This window comes from Bacillus sp. AY2-1 (genome assembly GCF_008368965.1).
Classification (GTDB): Bacteria; Bacillota; Bacilli; order Bacillales; family Bacillaceae_G; genus Bacillus_A; species Bacillus_A thuringiensis_S.
Genome location: NZ_QPEL01000043.1, coordinates 1 through 14,999, shown reverse-complemented (window position 1 = coordinate 14,999; position 14,999 = coordinate 1). Strand labels below are relative to the sequence as shown.

The following is a 14,999-nucleotide window of genomic DNA, read 5'->3' as shown; positions in this document are numbered from 1 at the left end:
TGTTAATGATGTTTAATTTGGAGAATACGGATTTATATGTACGAATACATTTTGTACATTCTCTTGTTTCATAAGTATTTCTTTCACATGTTTTCCAATGCGGTGTCCTTCTTCTACAGTAATGTATGGATCTACAGACACTTTAATATCGACAATAACATAATGACCATGCTCCCGTGCATATAAAGAACCAATTTTTTTCACACCATCTACTTGAAGAACTGCTTCTCTAAGCGGAATAACATCCTCCTCATGAAGAACATGGTCAAGCGTTGCATGAATTGCTTCCGCTCCAATGCTCCATGCCATTTTTACAACAAGAAGTGAAACAGCTAATCCTGCAATCGGATCAGCGTATACAAGCCAGTCTACACCAAGCTTACCACCGATTATAGCTGCACAAATACCGATTAAAGCTGCAATTGAAGAAAATACATCCGAACGGTGCTCATATGCATTTGCAATAATTGCATCACTATTTACCCTCTTCCCTAATCGGAATTTATATTGGAACATTCCTTCTTTCACGATAATCGAAAGAACAACAGCAAAAATCGTAATTCCTTTCGGTGGTTCTAGTTCCTGCGAAAAAGCTTTTATAGACGAAATCGCTATCTCGAGTCCCACAATAAATAATAATACCGCAACAATAATCGCTGAAATCGATTCCGCTTTACCATGACCATACGGATGATCTTCATCAGGTGGCTGCTTTGCCGCTCGCAATCCAAAAAGTACAGCTAGCGAACCAATTACATCTGATGCAGAATGCACCGCATCTGCTAACAGTGCTTTACTGTTCCCAATATAACCAATTACCGCCTTTACAATTGCTAATATAATATTACCAACGATCCCGACAATAGCACCAAACTCGGCCTGTTTAAAACGTTCATCTTTTTCCATAATTAAAATCCCTTCTTTTCTTAACCTATCATTTTATTTTAACAAAAACAGCGATAAAACCACCACTTTCTTCCATATTATTCCCATTAAAAAGTTGCTATCTTATTGTATCCACAAACGAAAAAAGAGATGCCTCATAAAGAGACATCATCTTTTCTATACTTGCGGTTCAGATTCTACTTTCTCAACCTTCTTCTTGTTTTTACCTCTTTTCAAACGACGGTTTTCAAGCATTAACCAAATTTGAGAAGCAACGAAAACAGAAGAGTACGTACCTACAATTAATCCAACAAGTAACGCAAACGAGAAGTTACGTAATGACTCACTACCGAAGATAAGCAGTGCAATTACTGGGAATAACACTGTTAATACTGTGTTAATCGAACGACCAAGCGTTTGGCGAATACTTGCATTTACGATTTCTTCTAAGTCTTTTATATCGCGAACTCGTTTTTTCTGTTTGTATAATTCACGGTTTCTATCAAATGTAACAATCGAGTCATTAATAGAATAACCGATGATTGTTAGTACTGCAGCGATAAACGTTAAGTCTACCTCCAATTGGAAAATACTAAACATAACAACCATAACGAATGCGTCATGTAGTAACGCAAGCACTGCAGATAACGCATACGTAAATCGGAATCGAATACTTACGTATAAAATGATAACTGCAGAAGCAATCAGTACAGCGATAAATGCATTTCGTGCAATTTCTTTCCCGATTGTCGGTGAAACTGTACTTATGTTTGGATCTGTACCATATTTATCGTGGAAGAATGTTTTTGTTTTCGCAATTTCATCTTTTGATAAAACACCTAATGTACGAACTGCGAAACCTTTATTGTCATCTCCAGTCGGTACAATATTTTCTTCCTTCACATCAATGTTCAATTCTTTAAAATCTTTATGAACATCAGACACCGTAACGGCTTGTTTTGATTGCAAGTCAATACGTGTACCACTTGCAAAGTCAATACCAAGATTCAATTTGAAAATTGGTAAGATAATTGCACCCGCAATCACAACTACAATCGAGAAGATAAGGAATTTATGACCGATATTTACAAAGTTAATACGATCAAATCTCGTTGGCGGATGTACTACACCTTTTGTTAATGGAATAATATCCTTTTGTTTCACACCAAAATATCCTGGTTTTTTATCAAAGTAACGGCTCTTTACAAGTAAACCTAGTAAGAAACGAGTACCGAATACGTTCGTAATAAAACCAACTAAAATACTTACGATTAAACTTGTTGCGAATCCTTTTACAGAGCTATTACCATAAACGAATAACACACCAGCTGCTGCAAGAGTCGTAACGTTTGCATCTAGAATTGTTGCTAATGAACGATGGTTACCAGCACGAAATGCCGACATCATGGACTTACCAATTTTCAGCTCTTCTTTCAATCTCTCGTACGTAATAATATTCGCATCAACTGCGATACCTACCCCGAGCACTAACGCCGCAATACCTGGCAACGTAAGAACTGCATGCATCCAGTTAAAGACAAGTAATGTAACGAAAATGTATAGACCTAACATAATAACCGCTACAAGTCCTGGTAAACGGTAGAATACAAGCATAAATAAGAAAATAAGAGCGATACCAATCGCACTAGCGAAAATCGTTTGCTCTAACGCTTGTTGACCAAATTTCGCTCCAACAGATGTTGAATACATTTCTTTTAAATCAACAGGAAGTGCACCTGCATTTAATAAAGATGAAAGTTGTTTCGCACTTTCAACTGTGAAGTTTCCACCTACGATAGATACTTCAGCTTGGTTAAATACTTGGCTTACTGTTGCCGCTGATAAGAACTTCGGATTCGGTTTTGCAGATTCTGCTTTATACGAATCTTTTCCTTCTTCAAAGTCAAGCCAAATTACCATTAAATTCGTTGGTGGTGGCATTTTAGAAATTTTTTCAGTTACTGCACGGAATTTTTCAGCGCTTTTCAGTGTAAGACCTACGCTCGCACGGCCTTGCTCATCAAATGTTTGCTTCGCTCCGCCGCCTTTTAAATCCGTTCCATCCATAAGAAGGTTATCATCCACATCACGGAATGTTAATTTCGCTTGTGTTGATAACATTTCACGTGCTTTTTGCTGATCTTGTACACCAGCAAGCTGTACACGAATTCGATCTTGCCCTTCGATTTGAATGTTCGGCTCACTTACACCGAGAACATTGACACGATTTTCAAGAGCACCTACTGTACTTACAAGTACGTCTCGATCGATTTTATCACCTTTTTTGGCTGGTTTTACTTCATACAGAATTTCAAAACCACCGCGAAGGTCTAGTCCTAGACTAATTCCTTTTGCTATGTCTTTTCCCGCCGCACCAATTACTCCACCGATTAATAAGACGATGAGGAAAAAGGCGGCAATTCTCGTACCACGCTTTGCCATATGTACCCTCTTTCTGCTACTAACACTTTAAATAAATCTCTTACGATTCACTTTTATACGTGTGCATACGCCTAGTTAGTAGACTTCCTTTCTATAATTTTTGCTAGTTCATCACTAGCTGTATAGGTAAGCTTTTACACTACCTAGACTTTCATCATTTATTTTCCTCTTCACTACCTCCTTTATATATAATCTTAGACATAATTATTTCCTCTTTATCAATACATATCATTATACTGCAAAAGGAAGAACAAACCAATTGCAGTCGGTTATTTATTTTCGTACTCATCAAATGACCAAAGTGGCGCTTGGTACGCTTCAACAGTTAAATATGTCATATACTCATTAGCACTTACTCTTAATACATCATTTACCAATTCATATAATCTAACATCACTGTCTATCTTTTTCCACTTTTTCACTTTGAGAAACTTCCAAATATCATCATCTGTCACTCGGTCGTAACCGAACATGTGAAACTCTTCTACTTTACTTTCTAAAACGACTTGTAACTGTCCGCGGTATGATTCTACCAAAGCCTCTTTATCTAACATCTATAACATCTCCTTCTTATTTCAGCACGAAAAAGTCGCTTTAATCCCGCTCTAATGGACAGCAATAACTACTTTCAAGAGCGCTATCATAGTTCACTCTCTTAAATGCTTGTCATTCTTGTCTCGTACGTGCATATAAATTATTGTAAATCATTCCATTGATTTTGAGAAGGTAGGAGAAGAACATGACGAGACAAAGCTTTTTAAAAGGCGCATTTATTTTAATGATAGCCGGATTTATTACAAAAATACTCGGTTTCATCAATCGTATAGTAATGGCACGTATTTTAGGTGAAGAAGGCGTTGGTCTTTATATGATGGCCGTTCCTACATTCATTTTAGCAATTACATTAACACAAATCGGTCTTCCTGTCGCAATCGCAAAATTTGTAGCAGAAGCGGAAGCTGTGAACGATAAACAAAGAGTTAAAAAAATATTAACTGTATCACTAGCTGTTACATCCGTTATTAGTATCATATTAACAATCGGAATTATGTTCCTCACACCTATTTTAGCAAAAACATTATTAACCGACGAAAGAACGTACTATCCATTAATAGCCATTTTGCCCGTCGTTCCTGTTATTGCCATTTCTTCTGTTTTGCGCGGTTACTTTCAAGGGAAACAAAATATGAAACCTAGCGCTTATGCACAAGTTCTAGAACAAGTTGTCCGCATTACCATTATCGCTATATGCATTCAATTATTTTTACCTTACGGCGTAGAATATGCTGCAGCCGGTGCTATGTTATCAGCTGTTCTCGGTGAAGTTGCATCCTTATTATTTTTACTCACGTTATTTCAGCGCGAAAAACATTTATCAATACGCTCTGGATTTTTCACTACTGTAAAGGAGAGCAAAGGAACATTTTATTCCCTTATGGATATAGCTCTTCCCACTACAGGAAGTCGTTTAATCGGCTCCGTTTCATATTTTTTTGAACCTATTGTCGTTATGCAAAGCTTAGCAATCGCTGGTGTCGCTGCTTCTGTTGCAACCCAGCAATACGGCATGTTAAACGGTTATGCATTCCCGCTCCTATCACTACCCGCCTTTATTACATACGCTCTTTCTACAGCGCTCGTCCCTTCTATTAGTGAAGCGATGGCAAAAAGACAACATAAATTAGTGGAGCACCGCTTACAACAAGCACTTCGAATTTCATTAATTACCGGGGGATGGTCTGTCGTTATATTATATGTATTCGCTTCTCCTGTTTTAACTCTTATGTACGGATCAGACAGCGCAACAGCATTCATTCAACTTCTTGCACCTTGCTTTTTATTTCATTATTTCCAAAGTCCACTGACCTCTGTTTTGCAAGCTTTAAACTTAGCAAGAGCTGCAATGATGAATACATTTATTGGCGCCACCGTGAAATTAATTGTTATTTTTGTACTAGCCTCAAGGCCAGAATTTCAAATGATGGGAGTTGCTCTCGCTATCGCTGCAAATATTGTAACAGTAACATTTCTTCACTACGCTACTGTTTTAAAAAAGATTACATTTACCATTTACGCAAAAGACTATATTTTCGGCGGACTTGCCATCGGTATCGCAGGCGCCTTCGGTTTTTATATTCATAAATATATTATTTTCTCTCATTCCCTCGGCATACAAACATTATGGGAAATCACTTTAACAACAATTGTTTATATCGTACTTCTCTTCACCTTCAAACTCATTCGAAAAGAAGAGTTAAGTCGTCTCCCTATCATTCGTAAACTTTCATTTTTGAAATAAGTTGAAACTTTAATCAGTGGGGTAATCTCCACTGATTATTAGTTAAACTAATCATTCTTACTCTTTCAAAGAATAAATCTCTAATTTTCTTTTACATCAACAAAAAATTTTCCGTTTTGAAAACTACAGTATAAAATTTGTGTCACATCGTTATAACCTAAGTTTTTTAATTTCTCAATAAGCCATTCATCTGTATGTTCAATCATTTGTAAATGACTAGATTGAATTTCTCCATCAATAATAAGAGGAAGAGTAAACTGCAATACATCCTGTTTATTTTTTTGTTTTTGAAAGACAGATAACTTCCCAGACGGTTCCAAAATAGCATATTCTACATCCCGAATATCTCCAACTCCTTGCTCCCTTAATTGCATCATTAAATCATCTATATTATAACGTTGCTTTCTCATCTTCTTTTCATCAATCTTCCCCGCGTTTACAAGAATAGCCGGCTCACCTTCTATTAAATGCCGAAAGCGTTGATACTTTAGGGAAATGACTGACAAAATAATTTGGATGCACATAAGAAAAGTCATCGGAATTAATTGATGCCAAAGTGATTTATCGGTATTTTCAATTGCTACTACAGCCATTTCTCCAAGCATAATAAATACGACTAAATCTAATACACTTAGCTCTCCTATCTCACGTTTACCCATAAGACGAAAAATAATTAAGATGATGGTATACAAAAGCATTGTCCGTCCAATTATTGATATCCATTCCATTTCTACATCTCCTTTTTTACGTATAGACTCCCCTATAAAAAAGAAACTAGTCTAACTTAGACAAAAGGAAAATATGCTTGTATTAAAAAGGGGGAATGTATAAATGGATGGAACGAAAAAATTATCCACTGCAATCGGATTCGGTATTACTACACTATTAATTCTCGCATCTCTTACTAGCATGATTATGGCTCTTTTATTAAAGTTTACGAATATAAACGAAGGGACATTAGCCGTTACTATTTTTATACTCGCTCTTTTATCTATGCTTATGTCTGGTTTTATTGCTGGCAACAAAGCACAGGGGAAAGGGTGGCTGGTAGGTCTCACAACAGGTCTCACGTTCACTATACTCGTTTTTCTAGTTAACTATTTAGGCTTTTCTCAAACTTTATCGAACTCACAATTACTTTATCAATTAGCATTAATGGGGGCGAGTACACTCGGTGGTATTTTCGGTGTAAATATGTCAAAGCAAAGTAACTAAAAAAGGCCCTGCACATTTCATGCAGGGCCTTCCACATTAGTTTTTCACAACTTCACGAATCGCATTGCGATCGAAAGTTAAGTGTGAACCACCAGATTTAATAACAATTTTCGTGTCATCTACTGATTCGATTGTACCGTGTAAGCCACCAATTGTTATGATAGCATCACCTTTTGCTAATTCGTTTTGCATTTGAGCAACTGCTTTTTGACGCTTTTGTTGCGGGCGAATTAATAAGAAATAGAAAATCGCAAACATCGCAACAATCATAACGATATTCATCATACCTGCATTCATCTTTTGTTCCTCCTTTTAAATTATGTATTAGAAGTTTTTAGCATTCGGTTTATTAAAGCCATACTGTTCAAAGAATTCTTCGCGGAAATCGCCAAGACGGTCTTCACGAATAGCTTGTCTCACCTGCTCCATTAAGTTTAACAGAAAATGAAGGTTGTGATAAGACGTTAAACGAATTCCGAACGTTTCATCACATTTCATTAAGTGACGAATGTACGCACGAGAGTAATTTTTACATGTATAGCAATCACAATTTGGATCAAGCGGACCGAAGTCTCTTGCAAATTTCGCATTTTTTACAACTAGACGACCTTCACTTGTCATACATGTACCATTTCGAGCGATACGAGTTGGAAGTACGCAGTCAAACATATCAATACCACGAATTGCACCATCGATTAATGAGTCAGGAGAACCTACTCCCATTAAGTAACGTGGCTTATTATCTGGAAGAAGTGGTGTTGTAAACTCAAGTACACGGTTCATAATATCTTTCGGCTCACCTACAGATAAACCACCTACAGCGTAACCAGGGAAGTCCATTGAAACAAGGTCTTTTGCACTTTGACGACGAAGCTCTTCGTACTCCCCGCCCTGTACAATACCGAATAAACCTTGATCTTGTGGACGTTCATGCGCTTTTAAGCAACGTTCTGCCCAACGGCTTGTACGTTCTACAGACTTCTTCATATATTCAAAAGTAGCTGGGAATGGTGGACACTCATCAAATGCCATCATAATATCTGAACCTAATGCATTTTGAATTTCCATCGCTTTTTCTGGTGATAAGAATAATTTATCTCCATTTAAGTGGTTACGGAAGTGAACGCCTTCCTCTTCAATACGACGGAAGTCACTTAAACTGAATACTTGGAAACCACCAGAGTCTGTTAAGATTGCACGATCCCAGTTCATAAATTTATGCAAGCCGCCTGCTTCACGAATAATTTCATGACCTGGACGTAGCCATAAATGATACGTATTACTTAAAATAATGCCAGAATCCATTGCTTTTAATTCTTCTGGTGACATTGTCTTAACTGTCGCAAGTGTACCAACTGGCATAAATGTTGGTGTATCAAATGAACCGTGCGGTGTATGCACACGACCTAAACGGGCACCCGTTTGTTTACATGTCTTAATAAATTCATAACGAATTGCTGTCATAACTTACTCCTTTTATTTGTTTCTCATTTTAGCGTGAGATGCAACGAACATTGCATCACCGAAGCTAAAGAAACGATATTTTTCTTTTACTGCTTCATTGTAAGCATGAAGTACATTATCTCTATTTGCAAATGCACTTACAAGCATGATTAATGTTGATTTCGGCAAGTGGAAGTTTGTAATTAAACCATCAATTGCTTTAAATTCATATCCCGGATACATGAAAATATCTGTCCATCCAGAAGCGGCGCAAAGCTTACCGTTATGATCTGTTGCAATTGTTTCTAACGTACGAGTTGATGTCGTACCTACAGTAATAATACGTCCACCATTCTCTTTTACACGATTTAATAATGCCGCTGTCTCTTCAGACATATGGTAATATTCTGCGTGCATATGGTGTTCTTCAATCGTATCTGCAGAAACTGGTCTAAATGTTCCAAGTCCTACGTGAAGTGTAATGAATGCTAACTGAACGCCTTTTTGCTTTAACTTCTCAAGTAACTCTTCTGTAAAGTGAAGTCCCGCAGTCGGCGCTGCTGCTGAACCAATTTCTTTCGCATATACTGTTTGATAGCGATCGCGATCTTCTAGCGTCTCTTTAATATATGGAGGAAGTGGCATTTCCCCAAGTTCATCTAAAATTTCATAGAAGATGCCGTCATATGAAAATTCAAGCTGACGTCCACCTTGATCTGCAGTTCCTGTGCAAGTTGCTTTTAATTTTCCTTCGCCAAAAGAGATAACAGTTCCTTCTTTTACACGTTTCGCTGGCTTTACAAGCGTTTCCCACTTATCGCCCTCTTCTTGTTTTAAAAGAAGTACTTCAATGTGTGCGCCTGTATCTTCTTTCACACCATGCAAACGAGCAGGCATAACTTTCGTTTCATTTAAAACTAAACAATCCCCCTCATGTAAGTAGGAAAGAATGTCCGTAAAATGTTTATGCTCAATATCACCTGTTTCACGGTCTAACACCATTAATCTTGATGTTTCACGCTCTTCTAACGGGACTTGTGCAATAAGTTCTTCTGGTAAATGAAAATCAAACAGATTTATATCCATAGCTATATCCACCTATTTCTTATTTGAATCGATTTATTATATACATAATAAAAGATAATACAATACTTAACACAATACATGTAATGATAGGAAAATAAAAGGTAACGTTTCCTTTTTTAACAAAAATATCGCCTGGAAGCCTTCCAATGAACTTCCAAGCTAATCCAACAACAATGAGTAAGATCCCCGCTGTAATAAGCAGCTTTGGCATCTCCGTCATACTTTTGGTATCTCCATTCCGAAATGTTCATACGCAAGCGGCGTTACAATTCGGCCCCTTGGCGTTCGTTGTAAAAAGCCAATTTGTAATAAATACGGCTCATACACATCTTCAATCGTATGAGATTCTTCTCCAATTGTTGCTGAAACCGTTTCTAATCCAACTGGACCACCACGGAATTTCTCAATAATACCAAGCAGTAATTTATGATCAATATGATCTAAACCTAATTTATCTACTTGCAGTAGCTCTAATGCCATTTGTGTAATTTCCATCGTAACCGTTCCGTTACCACGAACTTGCGCGAAATCACGTACACGTCTTAAAAGACGATTTGCAATACGAGGTGTACCACGAGCACGCCTTGCAATTTCTAGTGCAGCTAACGAATCAATTTCAACTTCGAATACTTCTGCTGTACGTTCAACAATCGCAGAAAGCTGATCTACTGTGTAATACTCTAACCTTGAAAGTACACCGAATCGGTCACGAAGCGGCGCTGATAATGCTCCGGCGCGTGTCGTTGCTCCAACTAATGTAAATGGCGGTAAATCTAGGCGTACAGAACGTGCTGAAGGCCCTTTTCCAATTACGATATCAAGGCAAAAGTCTTCCATTGCAGGATACAATACTTCTTCAATTGATCTATGCAAACGATGAATTTCATCAATAAATAATACATCTCCTGGCTGAAGCGCTGTTAATACAGCAGCTAAATCTCCTGGTCTTTCAATTGCCGGACCTGAAGTTGTTCTAACATTAACGCCCATTTCATTAGCAATAATATTCGCAAGCGTCGTTTTACCAAGACCTGGTGGTCCATATAAAAGCACATGATCTAACGTTTCTTCACGCATTTTCGCCGCTTCAATAAATACTTCTAAATTATGTTTCGCTTTATCTTGGCCAATATACTGACGGAGCGTCTGTGGCCGTAATGAATATTCTAAATCCGAATCTTCATATGCAGATTCCCCTGAAAGGAGACGTTCGTCCATTATACTCACCTCTTACCATTTAGTAAAAGACTAAGTGCCTTTTTAATATACTGATCCGTCGTTAATGATTCTTTTAATAACTCTGGTACAACGCGAGAAACTTCGCGTTCTGCGTATCCAAGTGCACGCAGAGCTTCCAGTGCCTCATCAAGCTCAGCTGATGAACCTTTCTTCTCATCAAAACGTTCTGTGTCTGAGAATAAATCAACAAATGCATCTGGTACGACATCTGCTAGTTTTCCTTTTAAATCTAAAATCATTTGGCGTGCTGTTTTCTTTCCGACGCCTGGGAATTTCACTAAAAACTTCTCATCTTCATGCTCAATCGCTTGAACGACCTGTCCTGTTTGACCAGAAGCTAAAATTGCAAGAGCGCCTTTTGGCCCAATGCCAGACACGCCTAACAACTTTGTAAATAATAAACGCTCTTCACGTGTTTTAAACCCGTAAAGTGCCATAATATCTTCTCTTACATAATGATATGTATAGACACGGATTTCTTGCTTACTTCTTTGAAATACATACGGATTCGGTGTGAAAATTTGATAACCAATTCCATTATGATCAATTACGACATATTCCGGCCCTACATACTCCACGTAACCTGTAACATATTCAAACAAAATACGATCTCTCCCTCTTAAATCATGTATTCCATTTTAACATATTTAATGATAGAAAAGCGAGACTGCCCCAACAAATGTTCTCCACTTGAAACTTCTGTTATTTTCCATTGACAGAAAGGTTAAAGCACCTTAATATACAGAGGTCGATAATGATTATCAATACTAATTAAAGGGGTTACATCAGGATGAAACGTAAGCTATTTATTTTATTTACTATTATGCTTGTTGTTCTTTCTATCGTTGGCTGCTCTTCTCAAAAAGAAGAATCGAAAGCAAAAGAACAACCGAAAACAAAAGTTGTAAAACATGCTAAAGGTGAAGCAACAATTCCAGTAAATCCAAAGAGAATTGTTGACTTATCTGGATCAACAGAAGAACTATTACTTCTTGGACACAAACCTGTTGGTACAGCAAATACATATAAAGATAAAATCCAAAATCACTTAACAGATAAGTTAGATGGAGTAAAAGCAGTAGGTTGGTACTGGGCACCTAAAGTTGATTTAGAAGCTGTTACTGCTTTAAAACCAGACTTAATTATTTTAAACAACCGTCAATTAAAAATTTATGATCAACTAGAAAAGGTTGCACCTACAGTTGTTCTAGAAACAAACTTAGAAGACTGGCGTGGTAAATTTAAAGAAGTAGGTAAGCTATTTGGCGAAGAGAAGAAAGCAGACAAATGGATTGCAGACTACGATAAGAAAGCAGACTCTTTATCTAAAAAAATTAAAGAGAAAACAAAAGATGAGAACTTTATGTTCGTTGCAGTTACACCACAAAACTTCCGCGTATACGGCAGCTTCGGATACGGTGACATCATCTTTAATGACTTAAAACTTCCAGCAACAAAAGGTACAGATTTAAAACAAACAATGGCGCAAGTATCGCTAGAAGGTCTTGTTGCATTCCAACCTGATCAAATGTTTATTGTAAACTTTGGCGGCGAAGCTGATAAAGTTTACGAAGACTACAAAAACAGTGCCGTTTGGAAAGACAATAAAGCTGTGAAAAACAATCATGTATATGAAGTATCAAACGAAATCTTCAATACGAAAGCATTCAATCCAATCGGAAAAGATATGCTAATCGATGAAATCGCAAAAGAAATTTTAGCTAAGAATAAGTAAGAAAAAGCAGCTCACCATGAGCTGCTTTTTTTCTTATTTTGCACTGCGTATTGCTTCATTTTTTCAATCGTTCTCACAAAACCTTCTTTTGATTTAATCCGAATACCACGCTTCAATTTCGCACGCTCATAACTCTCAAGCTTTTTCATATCAATTTGGAAGAAGGAGTGAATCGCATTATCACTTTTCGGTACACCTTTGAAAATTTGTAATATCCCTTCCTCTGACACGCCAAAATAACCGCTCGTTTTCAATAACGGAGAAATATCATCAACTTTCTTTTGCAATACAATTTGTACATCATCACGATCAACGAGCTGCCATTCTTTATACTGCTGTAAAAACTTTTCTAAATCCACCACTTTTTCTGTAAGTATTTCCTCACTTACTTCTCCATCAACATACATACGCTCTAATAAAATTGTAACTTCGGGTTCTTTTTTCGTTACTTCTGGTACTGGCCCTTCCGCCTTCACATTCGTTTCATAAACGAAACAAAACATCATAACGAAAGCTTGCACCGCAATCAGTATCCATTTCATTTCCGTTCACCTCTTCTAGGCAAAATCAAACTTTCATTAGTAGTTTTTCCGGAAATGGGGGTTTTATCCATATTACATTTCTTTCGAAAAAATAAAAAATGCAGATAGGCATTTACCTCATCTGCATGTATCATTTACTTTTATATAAAATGAAAGACGCCTGCAAAGCAGGCGTCTTGATGCGTTTACGGCGAGAGACCAGGCGACCACATTCGCGTGTTTAGCACTTAAGCATATCTCTCGTCTTACGTAAATTAGCTCATCGCTTTGTTAATATAACATTAATAAAATATAAGTGCAACATGTTTATAAAAATATCTTATTTCCTCTTTCATCCAAATCATTTTATGTAAATTATAAATTGATAATTGTAATATATATGTTACAATAGATATAAAAGCGAAATCATAATAAGTAGGGGATGAATATTGTGAAAAAAATAAAGGATGAACGTCTCATTCTTCAAATGTTAAAAAACATACGTATGGCCTTTCTTTTTCAATACATTGGGGTAGTTGGGATTTTAGGCTATATCGGATTCACTGAAGGAATTGATCAAATTACGAAATCTCCATTATGGCTATTATTTATGCTTACGAGTATTTTACTTGCTTATTTACAGTTAAGTGTTTCAATCGATGTAGAAGAAGGCGAAAAGGAAATAAAATTACCCCCTTATTACAAGCTTGTTTTACGCTCTCTTCTTATTGGAATTATTATTACTATTATTTATCTCATTTTCAGTCCTGAAAGACCTCTATTTGAATCTATTCTAACAGGTAGTGTTTTCCTCATATGCTTTTTAGTTTCTTACTCCGTTAGTTATTTTATTAAAAAACGTCGTTTACAAGACAACGATGAATGAAGAGGAAGGGCTATCCCTTCCTCTTTTGTTTTGCTATCGCATAGTACCAGTTAAACCGTAACGAATGTCTCGGAACATATTTCCTATATCACGATTAAAATCGTTTGTAACTGTACCGTTACGTAGACGTGTGCTCATTGCATCGACACGAGTAAACATATCATTTCTTACAGAAACATAGACATTTCTGTTTCCAACTTCATTTACAACAGCTTGACGAATTTCGTTCGCCATCGCCGTTTCATTTGTCACTGTATTACGCGGTTTTACCGCAATCGCCACATCGTTTCCATATACAACTGTAGACACACGGTCCACGTTATTCATACGTTTCACACGATTTGTAATTTTTTCTGCTGTTTTACCATCATTGTTAATGTATGAATTGTTCATTGTAATATTACGTGTTGGATGTGGATTAGCAATTTGACCGTTGTAATTTACATCTCGGTAATAATTGTTATATCCTGTATCGTTACGACCATTTCTATATGTTACATAATCTGTATAGCGATCATTACGCGTTACATTATCACGATACTGGTGTGTATCATTATAAGATGTACGCTCGTAATTGTAGTTACGTCCATCCATTGCATTGTTATCTTTTGGTGTACCACATGCAGCTAATGCACTGGTAACTAACAAAGAAGCAGCAATCACTTTTACTTTCGTATTCAATACAAAAACCCCCTCTGTTAGAATGAGCTTCTCTTCTGAAAAGCTCCCTCTTATGATGAGTAACAGAGAGGGTTTTTACACTGTTAATATTTCACTGGGAATTTTCTAGCACTTCATAAAAACCCTTCATTTCCTTAATTAACACGCATGCAAAAAAGGCGGGAATACTCCCGCCTTTTTAAACTTCTTCTTCGTCCTCTTCTTCTGAAATGGGCTCTCCAAATACATTTGGTGGATCTGGTTGATAATACATCGTTCCTGGCTGTGGTGCATATGCAGATTGAGTTGGTTGATAATATAAAGGATTCGCATATTGCGGACCGCCTGGTTGTGGACTATATAGTCTACTTTCTCCTCCGCATCCACAATCTTCCTCACCCTGCACAAGCGGCGGCATATTATTATCCATTGGCATCATATTCGTGTTTGGCATAGACGTATATTGCGGTCCAAACGGCGCTCCTTGCTGATATGGCATTTGATATGGATTTGGTTGTTGATAATATGGATTCGGCGGCATCATAGGCTGTTGATACGGCATTTGATATGGCATCATATTCGGTGGTT

At 37.1% G+C, this 14,999-nt stretch carries 16 protein-coding genes and 1 pseudogene; 4 read left to right on the top strand and 13 right to left on the bottom strand.

Features of this window, described 5'->3' with window-relative positions; all coding sequences use genetic code 11:
* Window positions 1–12: 12 nt before the first annotated feature.
* From DN403_RS11400 to DN403_RS11390, 3 genes are all read right to left on the bottom strand, one after another.
* On the bottom strand, window positions 13–906 hold the full coding sequence (locus tag DN403_RS11400) for a cation diffusion facilitator family transporter (RefSeq protein ID WP_000409739.1): 894 nt from the start codon (window positions 904–906) through the stop codon (window positions 13–15).
* A gap of 156 nt (window positions 907–1,062) precedes the next feature.
* Window positions 1,063–3,327: a protein translocase subunit SecDF gene (secDF, locus tag DN403_RS11395; protein WP_001119057.1), complete on the bottom strand. Its 2,265-nt coding sequence runs from the start codon at window positions 3,325–3,327 to the stop codon at window positions 1,063–1,065.
* A 269-nt stretch (window positions 3,328–3,596) separates the two neighbouring features.
* Window positions 3,597–3,881: a post-transcriptional regulator gene (locus DN403_RS11390; RefSeq protein WP_000884549.1), complete on the bottom strand. Its 285-nt coding sequence runs from the start codon at window positions 3,879–3,881 to the stop codon at window positions 3,597–3,599.
* 185 nt (window positions 3,882–4,066) lie between these two features.
* Between DN403_RS11390 and spoVB the strand changes: the two genes are divergently transcribed.
* Window positions 4,067–5,626, top strand: a complete 1,560-nt coding sequence (gene spoVB, locus DN403_RS11385) for a stage V sporulation protein B (protein ID WP_000198293.1) — start codon at window positions 4,067–4,069, stop codon at window positions 5,624–5,626.
* An 80-nt stretch (window positions 5,627–5,706) separates the two neighbouring features.
* Here the strand turns inward: spoVB and DN403_RS11380 are convergent, their stop codons facing one another.
* Entirely contained in the window at window positions 5,707–6,354 is a 648-nt protein-coding gene (locus DN403_RS11380) for a DUF421 domain-containing protein (RefSeq protein WP_000454822.1), read from the bottom strand.
* Window positions 6,355–6,457: 103 nt separating this feature from the next.
* Here DN403_RS11380 and DN403_RS11375 point away from each other — a divergent pair, with 103 nt between their 5' ends.
* Window positions 6,458–6,841 carry a TIGR04086 family membrane protein gene (locus DN403_RS11375; protein WP_000349145.1) on the top strand — a complete coding sequence of 128 codons (384 nt, stop codon included), beginning with the start codon at window positions 6,458–6,460 and terminating at the stop codon, window positions 6,839–6,841.
* Window positions 6,842–6,877: 36 nt separating this feature from the next.
* Here DN403_RS11375 and yajC read toward each other — a convergent pair whose 3' ends face one another.
* The 6 genes from yajC to ruvA are packed head-to-tail and all read right to left on the bottom strand — an operon-like array spanning window position 6,878 to window position 11,211.
* A complete protein-coding gene (yajC, locus tag DN403_RS11370) occupies window positions 6,878–7,138 on the bottom strand; it encodes a preprotein translocase subunit YajC (protein WP_000991113.1) in 261 nt (86 codons plus the stop codon).
* 27 nt (window positions 7,139–7,165) lie between these two features.
* Window positions 7,166–8,305 (bottom strand): tRNA guanosine(34) transglycosylase Tgt, encoded by a 1,140-nt coding sequence (gene tgt / locus DN403_RS11365; protein WP_000125365.1) that lies wholly within the window; start codon window positions 8,303–8,305, stop codon window positions 7,166–7,168.
* A gap of 12 nt (window positions 8,306–8,317) precedes the next feature.
* Window positions 8,318–9,370 (bottom strand): tRNA preQ1(34) S-adenosylmethionine ribosyltransferase-isomerase QueA, encoded by a 1,053-nt coding sequence (gene queA / locus DN403_RS11360; protein WP_000354035.1) that lies wholly within the window; start codon window positions 9,368–9,370, stop codon window positions 8,318–8,320.
* A 19-nt stretch (window positions 9,371–9,389) separates the two neighbouring features.
* The gene (locus tag DN403_RS11355) at window positions 9,390–9,590 is read right to left on the bottom strand and encodes a DUF2905 domain-containing protein (RefSeq protein WP_000138162.1); all 201 of its coding nucleotides are present in this window, start codon (window positions 9,588–9,590) and stop codon (window positions 9,390–9,392) included.
* Entirely contained in the window at window positions 9,587–10,588 is a 1,002-nt protein-coding gene (gene ruvB / locus DN403_RS11350; protein ID WP_000344464.1) for a Holliday junction branch migration DNA helicase RuvB, read from the bottom strand. The genes DN403_RS11355 and ruvB overlap by 4 nt, the downstream gene beginning before the upstream one ends.
* A 5-nt stretch (window positions 10,589–10,593) precedes the next feature.
* Complete coding sequence (gene ruvA / locus DN403_RS11345; RefSeq protein WP_000464511.1) at window positions 10,594–11,211, bottom strand: Holliday junction DNA helicase RuvA; 618 nt, start codon at window positions 11,209–11,211, stop codon at window positions 10,594–10,596.
* A gap of 188 nt (window positions 11,212–11,399) precedes the next feature.
* On the opposite strand from ruvA, the gene DN403_RS11340 reads away from it, so the two are divergent.
* A complete protein-coding gene (locus DN403_RS11340; protein WP_000823610.1) occupies window positions 11,400–12,344 on the top strand; it encodes an iron-hydroxamate ABC transporter substrate-binding protein in 945 nt (314 codons plus the stop codon).
* 11 nt (window positions 12,345–12,355) lie between these two features.
* Here the strand turns inward: DN403_RS11340 and DN403_RS11335 are convergent, their stop codons facing one another.
* A complete protein-coding gene (locus DN403_RS11335; RefSeq protein WP_000871202.1) occupies window positions 12,356–12,886 on the bottom strand; it encodes a BofC C-terminal domain-containing protein in 531 nt (176 codons plus the stop codon).
* A 421-nt stretch (window positions 12,887–13,307) separates the two neighbouring features.
* Here DN403_RS11335 and DN403_RS11330 point away from each other — a divergent pair, with 421 nt between their 5' ends.
* The gene (locus DN403_RS11330; RefSeq protein WP_149185473.1) at window positions 13,308–13,751 is read left to right on the top strand and encodes a branched-chain amino acid ABC transporter substrate-binding protein; all 444 of its coding nucleotides are present in this window, start codon (window positions 13,308–13,310) and stop codon (window positions 13,749–13,751) included.
* A 33-nt stretch (window positions 13,752–13,784) separates the two neighbouring features.
* Here DN403_RS11330 and DN403_RS11325 read toward each other — a convergent pair whose 3' ends face one another.
* Window positions 13,785–14,432, bottom strand: a complete 648-nt coding sequence (locus DN403_RS11325) for a YhcN/YlaJ family sporulation lipoprotein (protein WP_001093530.1) — start codon at window positions 14,430–14,432, stop codon at window positions 13,785–13,787.
* Window positions 14,433–14,610: 178 nt separating this feature from the next.
* A pseudogene (locus DN403_RS11320) lies at window positions 14,611–14,999 on the bottom strand (peptigoglycan-binding protein LysM); the annotation flags it as partial.

Bases quoted from the DNA above. Each gene is read 5' to 3' on its own strand.
- DN403_RS11400 (WP_000409739.1), bottom strand. From the start codon at position 906: ATGGAAAAAGATGAACGTTTTAAACAGGCCGAGTTTGGTGCTATTGTC.
- secDF (WP_001119057.1), bottom strand. From the start codon at position 3,327: ATGGCAAAGCGTGGTACGAGAATTGCCGCCTTTTTCCTCATCGTCTTA.
- DN403_RS11390 (WP_000884549.1), bottom strand. From the start codon at position 3,881: ATGTTAGATAAAGAGGCTTTGGTAGAATCATACCGCGGACAGTTACAA.
- spoVB (WP_000198293.1), top strand. From the start codon at position 4,067: ATGACGAGACAAAGCTTTTTAAAAGGCGCATTTATTTTAATGATAGCC.
- DN403_RS11380 (WP_000454822.1), bottom strand. From the start codon at position 6,354: ATGGAATGGATATCAATAATTGGACGGACAATGCTTTTGTATACCATC.
- DN403_RS11375 (WP_000349145.1), top strand. From the start codon at position 6,458: ATGGATGGAACGAAAAAATTATCCACTGCAATCGGATTCGGTATTACT.
- yajC (WP_000991113.1), bottom strand. From the start codon at position 7,138: ATGAATGCAGGTATGATGAATATCGTTATGATTGTTGCGATGTTTGCG.
- tgt (WP_000125365.1), bottom strand. From the start codon at position 8,305: ATGACAGCAATTCGTTATGAATTTATTAAGACATGTAAACAAACGGGT.
- queA (WP_000354035.1), bottom strand. From the start codon at position 9,370: ATGGATATAAATCTGTTTGATTTTCATTTACCAGAAGAACTTATTGCA.
- DN403_RS11355 (WP_000138162.1), bottom strand. From the start codon at position 9,590: ATGACGGAGATGCCAAAGCTGCTTATTACAGCGGGGATCTTACTCATT.
- ruvB (WP_000344464.1), bottom strand. From the start codon at position 10,588: ATGGACGAACGTCTCCTTTCAGGGGAATCTGCATATGAAGATTCGGAT.
- DN403_RS11340 (WP_000823610.1), top strand. From the start codon at position 11,400: ATGAAACGTAAGCTATTTATTTTATTTACTATTATGCTTGTTGTTCTT.
- DN403_RS11335 (WP_000871202.1), bottom strand. From the start codon at position 12,886: ATGAAATGGATACTGATTGCGGTGCAAGCTTTCGTTATGATGTTTTGT.
- DN403_RS11330 (WP_149185473.1), top strand. From the start codon at position 13,308: ATGAATATTGTGAAAAAAATAAAGGATGAACGTCTCATTCTTCAAATG.